General features: G+C 38.0%; 12 protein-coding genes. 7 read left to right on the top strand and 5 right to left on the bottom strand.

The features are described from left to right. Positions 1-47 precede the first annotated feature (47 nt). Together RMB03_RS18705 and fabR are read right to left on the bottom strand one after the other, a co-directional pair. A complete protein-coding gene (locus tag RMB03_RS18705) occupies positions 48-1,064 on the bottom strand; it encodes an AI-2E family transporter (protein ID WP_231762795.1) in 1,017 nt (338 codons plus the stop codon). A 165-nt stretch (positions 1,065-1,229) separates the two neighbouring features. Next, on the bottom strand, positions 1,230-1,925 hold the full coding sequence (fabR, locus tag RMB03_RS18700; protein ID WP_005038992.1) for an HTH-type transcriptional repressor FabR: 696 nt from the start codon (positions 1,923-1,925) through the stop codon (positions 1,230-1,232). Positions 1,926-2,066: 141 nt separating this feature from the next. Between fabR and RMB03_RS18695 the strand changes: the two genes are divergently transcribed. Both RMB03_RS18695 and RMB03_RS18690 read left to right on the top strand, forming a co-directional pair. After that, positions 2,067-3,134: a ferredoxin reductase gene (locus RMB03_RS18695; RefSeq protein WP_311077232.1), complete on the top strand. Its 1,068-nt coding sequence runs from the start codon at positions 2,067-2,069 to the stop codon at positions 3,132-3,134. A 12-nt stretch (positions 3,135-3,146) separates the two neighbouring features. Continuing rightward, positions 3,147-4,241, top strand: a complete 1,095-nt coding sequence (locus RMB03_RS18690) for an acyl-CoA desaturase (protein WP_004643597.1) — start codon at positions 3,147-3,149, stop codon at positions 4,239-4,241. A gap of 36 nt (positions 4,242-4,277) precedes the next feature. Here RMB03_RS18690 and RMB03_RS18685 read toward each other — a convergent pair whose 3' ends face one another. After that, complete coding sequence (locus RMB03_RS18685; RefSeq protein WP_311077231.1) at positions 4,278-4,742, bottom strand: hotdog fold domain-containing protein; 465 nt, start codon at positions 4,740-4,742, stop codon at positions 4,278-4,280. Positions 4,743-4,860: 118 nt separating this feature from the next. Here RMB03_RS18685 and RMB03_RS18680 point away from each other — a divergent pair, with 118 nt between their 5' ends. Continuing rightward, entirely contained in the window at positions 4,861-5,484 is a 624-nt protein-coding gene (locus RMB03_RS18680) for a TetR/AcrR family transcriptional regulator (protein WP_311077230.1), read from the top strand. A 61-nt stretch (positions 5,485-5,545) separates the two neighbouring features. Here the strand turns inward: RMB03_RS18680 and RMB03_RS18675 are convergent, their stop codons facing one another. Continuing rightward, on the bottom strand, positions 5,546-6,247 hold the full coding sequence (locus tag RMB03_RS18675) for an SIMPL domain-containing protein (protein WP_004643594.1): 702 nt from the start codon (positions 6,245-6,247) through the stop codon (positions 5,546-5,548). Between the two features lie 466 nt (positions 6,248-6,713). Here RMB03_RS18675 and RMB03_RS18670 point away from each other — a divergent pair, with 466 nt between their 5' ends. The 3 genes from RMB03_RS18670 (at position 6,714) to RMB03_RS18660 (ending at position 11,341) form a co-directional block, all read left to right on the top strand. Beyond that, positions 6,714-8,087: a diaminobutyrate--2-oxoglutarate transaminase gene (locus tag RMB03_RS18670; RefSeq protein WP_004643593.1), complete on the top strand. Its 1,374-nt coding sequence runs from the start codon at positions 6,714-6,716 to the stop codon at positions 8,085-8,087. Between the two features lie 2 nt (positions 8,088-8,089). Then, positions 8,090-9,622 carry an aspartate aminotransferase family protein gene (locus RMB03_RS18665; protein ID WP_005039003.1) on the top strand — a complete coding sequence of 511 codons (1,533 nt, stop codon included), beginning with the start codon at positions 8,090-8,092 and terminating at the stop codon, positions 9,620-9,622. Positions 9,623-9,910: 288 nt separating this feature from the next. Then, positions 9,911-11,341, top strand: a complete 1,431-nt coding sequence (locus RMB03_RS18660; protein ID WP_311077229.1) for an aldehyde dehydrogenase family protein — start codon at positions 9,911-9,913, stop codon at positions 11,339-11,341. Between the two features lie 70 nt (positions 11,342-11,411). Here RMB03_RS18660 and RMB03_RS18655 read toward each other — a convergent pair whose 3' ends face one another. Further along, positions 11,412-11,897, bottom strand: a complete 486-nt coding sequence (locus RMB03_RS18655; protein ID WP_017387914.1) for an Lrp/AsnC family transcriptional regulator — start codon at positions 11,895-11,897, stop codon at positions 11,412-11,414. Between the two features lie 134 nt (positions 11,898-12,031). On the opposite strand from RMB03_RS18655, the gene RMB03_RS18650 reads away from it, so the two are divergent. After that, on the top strand, positions 12,032-13,753 hold the full coding sequence (locus tag RMB03_RS18650; protein ID WP_311077228.1) for a thiamine pyrophosphate-binding protein: 1,722 nt from the start codon (positions 12,032-12,034) through the stop codon (positions 13,751-13,753). Positions 13,754-13,770: the final 17 nt, after the last annotated feature.

Below are 13,770 nucleotides of genomic sequence, written 5' to 3'. Positions count from 1 at the left end.
GTAAAAAAAGCGCCTAGAGGGCGCTTTTTTTATAGATCGATTTTGAATTAGATGAGACCAGCATCTTTTAATTCTAATTTTAAATATGCATAGAAAATTGGAGCCGCGATTAAACCGCCTAAGCCAAAAATTGACTCAAATACCAGCATTGCCAATAAAATCTCCCATGCATTTGCATTGATTTTATGGCCAATAATTTTAGCGTTAACAAAATATTCAAGTTTATGAACCAGAACGAGATAAAGTAATGCTGCTCCTGCTAGTCCGAGTGAAACAGTAAGAGCAGCAATGAATGTTAATGTGTTGGAAATAAGATTACCTAAAATTGGAATCAGTCCAAACATAAAAGTCAAAATAGTGAGAGTTTTGGCAAAAGGAAGGTGGACTCCCCAAAGCGGTAATAAAATAAAAGCGAATAAAATAAAGAGCAGGGTATTAATGGCTGAAATTTGTATTTGTGCAAAAACAACGTTTTTAAATGAAATTGATAATTTTTGAATACGTTGAATCAGAAGAGATTTAAAAACAGGCTGAGGGGTTCGGCGGTGAAAACCATGTATTGCCACCAAAATCCCAATGATTAGTCCCATCACCATAGTCACGAAGTTATGCAAAATATCAGAACTGGCATTTTTTAATGTGGTCACGTTATCTTTCATAAATGCAAAGATTTCGTCTTTTAAATCTGTAACGCTATCGGGAATATAACCCGGAAGATATTTGCTAATTTCAGCTTGTAAATGCAGTAGAGTTTGATCAACTTTTGTATTAATACTATGTAATCCGACACCTTTTAAATCATATACAACAAAGCTAATCAGACTCGTAATGAAAAAACCAATAAGTGAAATAGTGACAATACTTAGTAAAATACTAATAAAAATACGTGCTCTTTGACCATCAATATAACGTTCTACAACCGAGCTTAAGCTAATAATAATTTCATAAATAAGAAAGCCTGCAAAAAAACTTGCTAATAGGTGTAATGGGATAACCGAAAGCAAAAAGATGCCCATAAGAATGTAGCTTGCAATCAGGCTTTGACGATTATTCAAATTTTGCATGTTGATCCCTGAGATCGTTGGGAATATAGGAGAAAGAAAAATGAGGTAATTATTTATACTCTCGCAAGCTATTCGCTTCAATCGATGAATTATATTTTTATTGGAAAATAGAGGAGTTAGATGTAAAAATGGCCTGTTCATCAACAAGCCATTCATTAGATAATTTTAACGAATTTTTGCTTCATCCAAATGACGTGCGCCTTCTAAAATCATTCGAATCATAATCATGGTTTGCTCAGCAAGTTCTGACCTTTGCTCAATAGGAAGGTCAATCGCTTTTGCGCCCATGTGAAACACAAGTTGAGTAATTGCTTTTGCAACAAGTTCAGGGTGGTAGAGGTGATTGTTATTTAAGCGCTCCAGCCGAATTAAATCTTCTTGTAGCTCTTGTTGAAAGAAGTTTAATTGACGTTCAACTGCGGCTTTATAAGAGGCAGAGCCTGTAAAGCCTTCACGTAGTAATAAACTTAAGTTACCCTCATCAGCATCGAGCTGCTGAAGAAAAATATCGACAGAACTACGAATAATACTTTCTTGTAAGGATGCGCGTAGGCGAGCGTGGCGAATAATTTTACGTAAGACAATACCAGCTCGGTCAATTAAAGAAATCGCTAACTCATCAATATCTTTAAAATGGCGATAAAAACTATTTGGCGCAATTCCGGCTTCTCGTGCTACTTCACGTAAACTTAATGAAGCAATACTTTTTTGTGGACCAATAAGATTCAGAGCAGCCTGAAAAAGTTCTTCTTTAGTAATCGTCGCTTTTCTTCCTACAGAACGCGTAGCTGTTTTAATTTCAATGACATCTTGTTGTCGAGATGTGTCATTCAGGCTCTGAGAAAGTGAAGATTGGGTCATGCTGTTCAATATATTTATAAACTGTCAGGATTATAGCCTTAAGAAGGTGAACTTGTGAAATTGTAATTAAAAGTACAGGTGTATATACAAATATATATACATGTGTATAATAATTAAAAAAGAGCGATAGAGCCTCCAGCTATGCACGTAATCGAAAAGAGAAATTCTCTATTCAATTCATTGACACAAGCCATCTTTGATAGAGATACGGCTAACTTCTGGCTACAAAAAGTTAATCCTTTATGGTCCGTAAAACATGGACTTGTTCAAATTGTAAAAAAAGAATTTTTCGCTCATGACATGGTGAGCCTGACGCTAAAATGCAACCGTTTAGTAAAAATGGGTGTTGCTGGTCAGCATCATCCTGTCATTGTTGAAATCGCAGGTCGTCGTTATGAACGTACTTATAGCTTGACGCAAATTGACGAACAACATTTACGTTTAACGATTAAAAAAGTGGCTGATGGTATCGTCAGTAACTGGTTTATGACTGAAAGCCAAATTGGCGATGTTTTTGAGCTTGGTCAACCTTATGGCGACATGCAACAAAATATCAAAACGCCAAAATTAATTATGCTGGCTGCGGGTAGTGGTATTACTCCAATGTTGAGCTTAATCACTGCAATTAAACAGAGTCAGCAGTTAGATAAAGTTCAAGTACAACTTCTATATTGGGTAAAACAGCGTTCTGATGTCGCTTTTATTGAATATTTTGAACAAGTTGCACAGCAATTCCCAAATTTTAGTTATCAGATTTTTTATACACAAGAAACACCAAATGATGAGCGTTTAAATCCAGAGCATTTATCATTAGTAGACGATTTAGAAAACAGCACCGTATATGCGTGTGGGCCTTCAGGTTTTGTGTCGACAGTGGAACAGCTTTTTGAAAAAGCACCGACTGTATTAACAGAAGCTTTTAGCTTAACTCGTGATAGTACGGCTGAAGTTGGTTATGTAAATGTCACATTAACCCAGTCTAATAAGGTCATTGCAATTCCAAAAGGCGAATCAATTTTGGTGAGTCTGGAACATGAAGGTCTTAAGCCAACACATGGTTGCCGTATGGGAATTTGTAATAAGTGCGTTTGTAGTAAAGCCCAAGGGTCTACACGTAACTTACTCAATGGTAGCGAAAATACCGAACCAAGCCAATTACTCAAAATTTGTGTGAACTCAGCACAATCTGATCTAGTTATTGATCTTTAAGAGAGAACTTTTATGAATATGCCAGTGAAAGTCGAATATTTTAAAAATCCTAAAAATCGAGATTTGACGCCTGCAGAACTTGACGCATTTGCAAAAGAGCTCGATCAGATCAAACAAGAAGTATTGGATGATTTAGGTGAGAAAGATGCAAAATATATCCGCCGCGTCTATGCAGCAGTTCGCTATAGTAGTTTTTTAGGCCGAGCATGTTTGTTTGCAGGTTGGTTCCCACCAGCATGGATTTTAGGAACAGGCCTTTTAGGCTTCTCTAAAATTATGGAGAACATGGAATTGGGTCATAATGTCATGCATGGTCAATACGACTGGATGAACGACCCTAAATTTAATGGTCAAACTTATGAATGGGATACCGTTGGTACTTCTGATAACTGGCGTCAAACTCATAACTATAAACATCACACTTATACCAACATTAAAGGTATAGATGATGACATTGGTTATGGTTTGCTTCGCTTATTCCCAGAGCAACGTTGGAAACCAGGTTTCTTGCTTCAACCGGTTTATAGCATTCCATTTTGCTTATTGTTCCAATGGGGTGTAGCCATTCAGAACCTTGAAATTGGTCGTGTTCTCTACAAACGTAAGACCAAAGCAAAGTTTTTAGAAGAGTTAAAACCAGTGAATAAAAAGATTGGTACTCAGCTCTTCAAAGATTACGTTTTTTTCCCATTAATTGCAGGCCCAGCAGCTTTACCTGTATTTACAGGAAATCTGGTTGCGAATGGTCTTCGTAATATTTGGACATTTACGATTATTTTCTGTGGTCATTTTACTAAAGATGCAGAAGTATTTCCAAAGTCTGTTTTACAGGACGAAAGCCGCGGCCACTGGTATATGCGCCAGATTCGTGGTTCTTCAAACTTAAAAGGTTCAGAAGCACTACATATCTTAAGTGGACATTTGAGTCATCAGATTGAGCATCATTTATATCCTGATGTTCCGGCACGCCGTTATCGCCAGATGGCTCCAAAAGTTGAAGCTGTATGTAAAAAATATGGTCTGAACTATAACAACGCTAGTTTGACCAAACAGTTTGGTCAGGTGGTTGGCCGTATCTTGAAATATGCCTTACCATTTAAAAAATAAATAAAAAAAGCCCTGATCTGTTCAGGGCTTTTTTTATTACTTCTTTTTAGAAATCCACATGGTAATCGCAGCTTGGAAGACTTTCTCTTTCTGAGAATCATAGACTTCTACATTCACTAAATATTCTCCAGCTTTATCCCAGTCATAATTTTTTTCTACAGGCGTTGCAACTGCAATTAAGTCTGTTTCTGCCTTTTTTAAATATTCGACAGTCATACCTTTGGGAATCCAGCGATGTGTGGAAGGCACCGTAACTTCTGTCATTGTGCCACCTGCAAGTTCAGCCATATTACACATCGCAATCGCATGAACTGTTCCAATATGGTTGAGAACAGAACGCTTTTTCTTAATCGCTATTTCACAATAATTAGGTTTTAAATCGATAAAGAGCGGTGAAATACTGCCGAAATAAGGTGCTTTTAAACATAGCATGCATGAGAAAGTCCATTTTCCTTTGGGGAAAGTAGACACTTTGTTCCAAAGTTCTAAAGTAGTTGCCATGGTTTAAAGCTCCATTATTAATAAAACAGAATTTTGTTCTGTTAAAGAATATAATTCTGTTTACAAAAGCGAGTCAAGTCATTCAGAATATCTCCGATAACTGGTTAGGGAACAAACAATGCAATCTGCACAAGAGCTATTAGAACGTTTATATCCAGGCAGAAGGGCTGCTTTAAAAAGACAGATTTTATTAGATGCTTTGTCTTGTTTCTTAGAAAATGGAATTGAAACTACAAGCATTGAGATGATTCGTGCGAAGTCTGACAGTAGTGTAGGGGCTATTTATCATCACTTTAAAAATAAAGAAGGGATTGTTGCGACTCTATTCTTTGCAGCTTTAGATGACCAAGCTGCACGAAGAGATGACTATCTGGAGGGCACAGAATCCCTTCAAGAGGTTTTATATGCTTTTATTCATAGTTACATTGATTGGGTAAGTGAACAGCCAGAGTTTGCTAAATTTTTAATATCTGCTCGTTTTAGTGTGATGCAAGGTGAAGACCAAGAACGTCTTGTTCAGAAAAATAAATCAAGAAATCAAAAGATCTTTAGCGAAATTTCAAATTATGCAGATTCTGAGTTTTTAAAATCTATACCTCATGAGCTATTACTTTCATTGGTGATTGGGTCTACAGAAAATTATTGCCGTGCGTGGTTATCACAACGTGTTCCTTCCAACCCTAAAATTTATAAAAATATTTTGGCAAAAGCTGCTTGGGATTCTTTGCAAAATTTGAGTTGAATATCTTGATCAGTAATAAAAAAGCCGCATCTTTCATGCGGCTTTTTTTGATGAAAAGAAATTATTTAAATTGAATTGAACCGTTTGCATTTACAGTAATTTTAGATTCACCAGCCGCCATGTCTTGAGCAGGAGCCGCTTCGGCAGTAGCAAACTTAGCCATGCTTGCACGCATTACAGGCTGTGGGAAATAGTTGTTAGTGTTTAAGTTTAAGTTAACGAGCGTGTATTGGCTTTTATTCCATGCTTGCGTCAACATTTGAGCACGTTGTTGAAAGTTTTTAGAAGCTTCGATCATCAACTCGTTTTCAACTTTTTTACGTTGTTCATCTGAAACTGTAAAATTAATTGATTGAGTTTGGAAGCCTTGCTGTAATTCATTTACTAACTGGCTTGCTGCTTTAAAGTCTTTACTTTCAAGACGAATTTCAGCGCGGCCACGCCATTCTTTTAGCTTGTTACTGTCATTATCGTAAATTGGATAAGTACTTTGTGCACCAGTTTCCACTTTTACTTGCGGATATTTACGAGAAACGGCAAGTGCCTGATTCATGAGTTGATTAATTTGATTTGAAAGTTCGGCTGGTTGTTTATTACTTTTTTCAATATATAAAGTTGCATGCATTTCATCATTAGAAACTTGACGAGAAGCTTCAGCTTGTACATTCACAATATTATAGTTCAAAGCGTTATCATCCTGAGCAAAAACTAAAGGGCTAAGGAGAGAACCTAAAAGAAGGGTTGAGACAGCTAAAGTACGCATAATTTTTTCCTTTAAAAATTAATATAAATTTAATTTTTTTCATTAAGAAATGTTAAACATAAGTTATGCATAACTTTTGCAGATTTTGTGGCGTATTTGTAATATTTAGATCAGGTTTTTTAAATTTTGGTAAATATAAATTCTTCTAAAAATAACCACTTAAAATTAAAGTGTTTCAATGTAACTTAAAAAATCAAAGTAATATAAAAAAAGAATATTTTCTTTAGGTTGTCACATAGTATGATGATAATTCATCTTAACTATTGGGATGATACATTTTTTCAATAAGATTAGATGAGTAAAGTACATAAAAGACGTTTTTTTTCTTGTAAAATTAGGTATCATCGCGCTCCTAGTTACAAGATATAAAATAAGTGTCTTTACTAGTTCTATAAAGCACCGAGTCAAAGGACCCATCGTCACCAGACTTATTTCTTTCTACCCCTATCAGAGATGGTAATCCGATATGAGCGTTACTTCCGTTAACCCTGCCACTAATGCTACTAACGAATATTATTTGACTCGCCAAAGTCAAATGGAATCAAATGTTCGTAGCTATCCACGTAAATTACCGTTAGCGATAGCGAAAGCACAGGGATGCTGGGTTACTGATGTTGAAGGTACACAGTACCTTGATTGTTTAGCTGGGGCAGGTACATTGGCTTTAGGTCATAATCATCCTGCGGTGATTCAAAGTATTCAAGATACATTGGCAAGTGGTTTGCCATTGCATACTTTAGACTTAACCACACCTTTAAAAGATGCATTCACTGAAGCATTGTTAGCATATTTACCTGGTGGTAAAGAAGAATATTGCTTGCAGTTCTGTGGTCCTGCTGGTGCAGACGCAACTGAAGCAGCAATTAAACTTGCTAAGACTTACACTGGCCGTAGTTCAGTGATCAGTTTCTCTGGCGGTTATCATGGTATGACCCATGGTGCACTCGCTATGACTGGTAATTTAAGTGCGAAAAATGCAGTTAACGGTTTAATGCCAGGCGTACAATTCATGCCATATCCGCATGAATACCGCTGCCCACTTGGTTTAGGTGGTGAAGCTGGTGTTGACGCTTTAACTTACTACTTCGAAAACTTTATTGAAGATGTTGAAAGCGGTGTAACAAAACCGGCTGCTGTTATTCTTGAAGCGATTCAAGGTGAAGGCGGCGTAGTTACAGCTCCAGTAAAATGGTTGCAAAAAATCCGTGAAGTGACTGAAAAGCACAACATCGTTTTGATTTTAGACGAAGTTCAAGCTGGCTTTGCACGTTCAGGCAAAATGTTTGCATTTGAACATGCAGGTATTGAACCTGATGTTGTTGTAATGTCTAAAGCAGTAGGTGGTGGTTTACCACTTGCAGTATTAGGTATTAAACGTAAATTTGATGCTTGGCAGCCTGCAGGTCACACGGGTACTTTCCGTGGTAACCAACTTGCTATGGGTACAGGCCTTGTTGTATTAAAAACGATTACTGAACAAAATCTTGCTCAAAATGCGCAAGAACGTGGTGACTATCTACAAGCTGAATTTAAAAAATTGGCTCAAGAATTCCCATGTATTGGTAACGTGCGTGGTCGCGGTTTAATGATCGGTGTTGAGATTGTTGACGAGCGTAAACAAGCTGACCGTATTGGTTCGCTTCCTGCGGATTCACAATTAGCTGCTGCAATTCAAACTGCTTGTTTCAACAATAAACTATTGCTTGAAAAAGGTGGCCGTAACGGTACAGTAATTCGTTTACTTTGCCCGCTTATCATCACTCAAGAAGAGTGTGTTGAAGTAGTTGCTCGCTTTAAGAAAGCAATTGCAGAAGCATTGGTTGCAGTGCGAGGCGCATAAGTATGGTGGATTTTGCAGAACATCGTAAAGCGTTACTCTGCAATGATGCACAATCCATTGCTGACTATGAGTCAGCAATGGGCGAAGCGGTAAAAGCCGTTTCAGCATGGTTGCAAAATGAAAAGATGTACACAGGCGGTAGCATTAAAGAATTGCGTTCAGCGATTTCTTTCCAGCCTTCAAAAGAAGGTATGGGTGTACAAGAATCACTTCAACGTATGATTGAGCTTTTCTTAAATAAAAGCTTAAAAGTACATCATCCGCACTCATTGGCACATTTGCATTGTCCAACGATGGTAATGAGTCAGATTGCGGAAGTACTAATCAATGCAACTAACCAGTCTATGGACTCGTGGGATCAAAGCCCAGCCGGTTCATTAATGGAAGTTCAGCTCATTGATTGGTTACGCCAAAAAGTAGGTTATGGTTCTGGTCAGGCGGGTGTTTTCACCTCTGGCGGTACTCAATCTAACTTAATGGGTGTATTGCTTGCTCGTGACTGGTGCATTTCGAAAAACTGGAAAGACGAAAACGGTAATCCGTGGTCTGTACAGCGTGATGGTATTCCAGCTGATGCAATGAAAAACGTCAAAGTCATTTGTTCTGAAAATGCGCATTTCTCTGTGCAAAAGAACATGGCAATGATGGGTATGGGCTTCCAGTCAGTTGTTACTGTTCCTGTGAATGAAAATGCACAGATGGATGTAGATGCGCTCGAAAAAACGATGGCGCATTTGCAATCAGAAGGCAAAGTAGTTGCTTGTGTCGTTGCGACAGCAGGTACAACTGATGCTGGTGCAATTGATCCATTGAAGAAAATCCGTGAAATTACCAATAAATATGGTTCATGGATGCATATCGATGCGGCATGGGGCGGTGCACTAATTCTGTCAAATGACTATCGTGCAATGCTTGATGGTATTGAATTGTCTGACTCGATTACGCTCGACTTCCATAAGCATTACTTCCAAAGCATTAGCTGTGGCGCGTTCTTGTTAAAAGACGAAGCGAACTATCGTTTCATGCACTACGAAGCTGAATATTTGAACTCTGCTTATGACGAAGAACATGGTGTACCAAACCTTGTTTCTAAGTCATTACAAACGACTCGTCGTTTTGATGCATTGAAATTGTGGATGACAATCGAATCACTTGGTGAAGACCTATATGGTTCAATGATTGACCATGGTGTAAAACTTACTCGTGAAGTTGCAGATTACATCAAGGCAACGACAGGTTTAGAGCTTTTAGTTGAACCACAATTTGCTTCTGTATTGTTCCGTGTTGTACCACAAGGCTATCCAGCTGAGTTGATCGATAGCTTAAACCAAAACGTAGCGGACGAATTGTTTGCTCGTGGTGAAGCAAATATCGGTGTAACAAAAGTTGGTAATGTACAGTCATTGAAAATGACAACATTAAGCCCGGTTGTAACATTCGAAAACGTTAAAAACCTTTTAGGTCAAGTATTGGCTGAAGCTGACCGCATTAAAGATGCGATTGCTTCTGGTAACTATGTACCACCAATCGACTAATTGAGTTGATAACAAAAAAAGCCCGGTTTATTACCGGGCTTTTTTATTACATATTATTTTTATTAAAAGTGTGTATCAGAAGGGTGATATATGCACAAACCATGCATATTTTCAAAAAACAAAAATAATTATGCATGATTTATGGGGAGCAAATTTCTTATTGTATTGGTATGTTCCCGATATTTTTGGTCGCATTGATATATCTATATCGTACTTACTTTAAATAATCCTGCTTTAACTGAAAATAAAGTAAGTGGCTGTAATTACAATTAAGACAAGGAAGAAGAAATGCAACAAGCGAATATGCTCAATGAATTTAAACTCATTATTGGCGGTCAACTTTGTTCAGGTGAACAAGGTGAACTAGAAATTATTAACCCCGCTACTGGCTTAACGGCTGCACATTGTGCAAAAGCATCGGTTGAGCAAGTGAATCAAGCAGTGAGTGCGGCTAAACAGGCATCTAAAGCATGGCAAATGGTGTCGCACGATGAACGTAAATCAATTTTAAACAAGATAGCTGACGGTATTGAAAAGCACGCTGAAATGCTCGCAGAGCTGGTTGTGCTTGAACAGGGTAAGCCATTGGCTCTCGCGCAAATGGAAGTGCAGGGTGCAATTGGCTGGACTCGTTATGCAGCTGCTATGGATTTACCTGTTGAAATTATCGAAGACAGTGAAGCCAAGCGTATTGAACGTCATCGTCAACCATTAGGTGTAGTGGCTTCAATTACCCCTTGGAACTGGCCACTCATGATTGCGGTCTGGCATATCATGCCTGCATTACGTGCCGGTAACGTTGTTATTAGTAAACCTTCTGAATATACGCCACTATCGACTTTGCGTTTATGTGAAATCATTCAGCAAGAAGTTCCGGCTAGTGTTATTTCAATTGTGGTGGGTGCTGGTGAGATTGGCGAAGCATTATCTTCCCATCCAGATGTACAAAAAGTTGTGTTTACGGGTTCAACTCGAACTGGACAGCGCATCATGACGGGTGCAGCTCAACAGCTAAAACATTTAACTTTAGAGCTTGGTGGTAATGATGCGGGTATTGTATTACCTGATGCAAATATAGATGAAATTGCAGCTAAGATTTTCAATACTGCATTTTTAAATGCGGGTCAAACGTGTGCTGCGTTAAAACGTTTATATGTACATGAAAGTCAATACGATGCTTTATCCCAAAAATTAGCTGACATTGCCAATGCTCAGATTGTTGGCGATGGAATGGAGCCTTCTACAACATTTGGTCCAGTACAAAACCAAATGCAATATAACAAGGTGAAAGCTCTTATTGCAGAAGCAATTGAACAAGGTGCAAAAGCACTTTCTGGTCAACAGCAATTGCCAGAGCAGGGCTACTTTATTGCGCCTACTATTTTGACTGAAGTTTCTGAATCTTGCCGTGTGGTCCAAGAAGAGCAATTTGGTCCAGTGTTCCCTATCTTAAAATATACAGATATCAACGATGCGATTGCACGTGCTAATGATAGTGAGTTTGGTTTAGGCGGTTCAATTTGGTCTTCTGATATTCAAGCTGCTCAAACTTATGCGACTCAGCTTCAATGCGGTACTGTTTGGGTCAATACACATGCCGAGGTTCTCCCTCATGCACCTTTTGGTGGCTGGAAAATGTCAGGCTTAGGTGCTGAGTTCGGTTTAGAAGGCTTGCTTGAAAATACGATTGGTCAAACACTACATATTAATAAAGTTTAAATATTAATTTTAAGGCGGATGATAGATCCGCCTTTTTATTCTAAATTATTTTATTAAAAGCCTAACTTGCTTAAGTCGTGTGATGGTAGCCGTGACTTTTAGGTTTGATCAAAAAATGATTCTGTTCTTTGATTTTTTTGAGAACAATGTAAGACTTTATGTGGCCAATAAAATTATAAGAAAGCAATCTTTCAGTCACAAATTGAGAAAGCTGTTCTAAGTTTTCAGCAACGACTTTTAAAATAAAATCAGCATCTCCACTAATTGAAAATGCATCTTGAATGTTATCTTCAGCTTCAATTAACTCTTGAAAAGCCTGCTGCGATTTAGCTTCGTGTGTTCTTAAATTAATATGAATCATCGCTGTGACTTCCAGTCCTAGCGCTTGTTGCTGGATGCGGGCGGTGTAACCTAAAATTATGCCTTTTTGCTCAAGTAGCTGTCTTCTTCTAGAACATTGGGAAGCAGATAAACCGATTAAATCTCCAACTTCCTGATTGGTGAGCCGTCCATTCTTTTGTAATGCCTGAATGATTTGCCAGTCGAACTTATCCATTGCATAAAATCCTTTTATGATACACAAATCATGTATTTTTATTAAAATGCGTTTTCATTATGCACGAAATCTAAAAGGTAGATGAAATATTATTTTTCTATGGAATAAAAATTGGTCTCAAAGGATATAGAGCAATGTTCATAGAAATCGGTGACTTTTTAAATCTTCGTCTAAAACAAATGGGTATCCAACATCTCTTTGGTGTACCTGGTGATTTTAACCTCTCATATCTAGAACAAGTTGAAGCAGATCCAGAACTCAAATTTATTGGAAATTGTAATGAATTAAATGCTGCCTATGCAGCAGATGGTTATGCACGAATTAACGGTTTTTCTGCCTTAGCAACCACATATGGTGTAGGTGACTTAAGTGCCATTAATGGCATTGCAGGTGCATATGCAGAAAATGTACCTCTTATCCATATTTCTGGTATTCCGCCTTTACATGCAGTTCAAAAAGGTACTTTGATTCACCATACATTGGTTGATGGTAACTACGACAATATTATGAACTGCATGAAAGAGTTCACAGTTGCTCAAACACGTTTAACTCCAGCAAATGCAGCCTTTGAAATTGACCGTGTATTACGCCAGTGTTTCCTTGATCGCCGCCCTGTACACATTCAATTACCTGGAGATATTACTCACGTTAAAATTGAAGTGTCTGAGCGTCCGCTCGACCTAAGTTATCCAGCTGTTGAACCTGAATTATTGCAAACTGTGGTGAGCAAACTCTGTGACATTATTGCGAATGCTCAAAGCCCAGCGCTTCTTATTGATAATGAAGCTTCTGTTTTTGGTGTAACTTCACTTTTAAATGATTTATCTCAAAAATGCTCAATCCCATTTGCCGGTATGAATACTGCAAAAAATATTATGGATGAGGGCTCACCGCGTTACATCGGTACTTATGTGGGTGGGGCAAGCCAGCCACATGTTAAAAATATCATTGAACAATCTGACTGCTTAATTGGTATTGGCGCACGTTTTACCGACGTAGGTTCAGCTGTATTTACTCATCAAATTGCGACTAAAAACTATATCGAAATTAAATCTTATGGCCTGAATATTTTTGGTCAGGATTTTCCAGGCATTGAGATTGGACAATTACTTGTTGAGTTAAATAAAAAAGTTGCACCGCGTAAAGCAACTAAACCTGTTCTTGAAAAACAACCTCAGAAAGCCTTTGAAGCCCCAGCACAACAAAAGTTAAGCCAAGATGTACTTTGGAATTATATTGCAGGTTTCTTAAAAGAAGATGATGTGATTATTGGAGAGGTGGGAACATCAAACTCAGCTTTGTCTGGTTTAAAACTTCCTGCTACAGCTAAATATATTGCTCAGCCACTTTGGGGTTCAATCGGTTATACCTTACCGGCTTTACTTGGTAGTTTGCTAGCTGCTCCTGAACGCCGTCAAATTCTATTTATTGGTGATGGTTCATTCCAGCTTACGGTACAAGAGCTCTCTACGATTATCCGTCACGGTTTAAAACCCATTATTTTCTTGCTGAACAATGGCGGTTACACCATTGAGCGATTAATCATGGGCGAAAATGCTGCCTATAACGATGTACAAAACTGGAAATATACTGAAATTCCAGCTGTATTTAACGGTAAAAAAGGCCATACCACCTATGTGGTTGAAACTGCTGGACAGCTAAAGAGTGTTTTAGACAATGTTCATCAGAATGATCAATTAACGTTTATTGAATTAAAACTACCAGCAATGGATGCGCCGGTGAGTTTGAAAAAATTTGCTTCTGTGATTGCTCGTTTTGATTATGGTGATCGCGGTTACGAAATTTTAAAGGAGCGTTCCCAGCCTATTAAATGTAAGGATGCAAGCTCGTTTTAAATAGAAGACAGGACAAG

This window comes from Acinetobacter sp. V91_7, from assembly GCF_031799075.1.
GTDB classification, from domain to species: Bacteria; Pseudomonadota; Gammaproteobacteria; order Pseudomonadales; family Moraxellaceae; genus Acinetobacter; species Acinetobacter calcoaceticus.
The sequence above is the reverse complement of the archived record's forward strand: the minus strand, read 5'-3'. Positions and strand labels throughout refer to the sequence as shown.

Coding starts and splice junctions, on each gene's coding strand:
- RMB03_RS18705 (WP_231762795.1), bottom strand. CDS start 1,064: ATGCAAAATTTGAATAATCGTCAAAGCCTGATTGCAAGCTACATTCTT.
- fabR (WP_005038992.1), bottom strand. CDS start 1,925: ATGACCCAATCTTCACTTTCTCAGAGCCTGAATGACACATCTCGACAA.
- RMB03_RS18695 (WP_311077232.1), top strand. CDS start 2,067: ATGCACGTAATCGAAAAGAGAAATTCTCTATTCAATTCATTGACACAA.
- RMB03_RS18690 (WP_004643597.1), top strand. CDS start 3,147: ATGAATATGCCAGTGAAAGTCGAATATTTTAAAAATCCTAAAAATCGA.
- RMB03_RS18685 (WP_311077231.1), bottom strand. CDS start 4,742: ATGGCAACTACTTTAGAACTTTGGAACAAAGTGTCTACTTTCCCCAAA.
- RMB03_RS18680 (WP_311077230.1), top strand. CDS start 4,861: ATGCAATCTGCACAAGAGCTATTAGAACGTTTATATCCAGGCAGAAGG.
- RMB03_RS18675 (WP_004643594.1), bottom strand. CDS start 6,247: ATGCGTACTTTAGCTGTCTCAACCCTTCTTTTAGGTTCTCTCCTTAGC.
- RMB03_RS18670 (WP_004643593.1), top strand. CDS start 6,714: ATGAGCGTTACTTCCGTTAACCCTGCCACTAATGCTACTAACGAATAT.
- RMB03_RS18665 (WP_005039003.1), top strand. CDS start 8,090: ATGGTGGATTTTGCAGAACATCGTAAAGCGTTACTCTGCAATGATGCA.
- RMB03_RS18660 (WP_311077229.1), top strand. CDS start 9,911: ATGCAACAAGCGAATATGCTCAATGAATTTAAACTCATTATTGGCGGT.
- RMB03_RS18655 (WP_017387914.1), bottom strand. CDS start 11,897: ATGGATAAGTTCGACTGGCAAATCATTCAGGCATTACAAAAGAATGGA.
- RMB03_RS18650 (WP_311077228.1), top strand. CDS start 12,032: ATGTTCATAGAAATCGGTGACTTTTTAAATCTTCGTCTAAAACAAATG.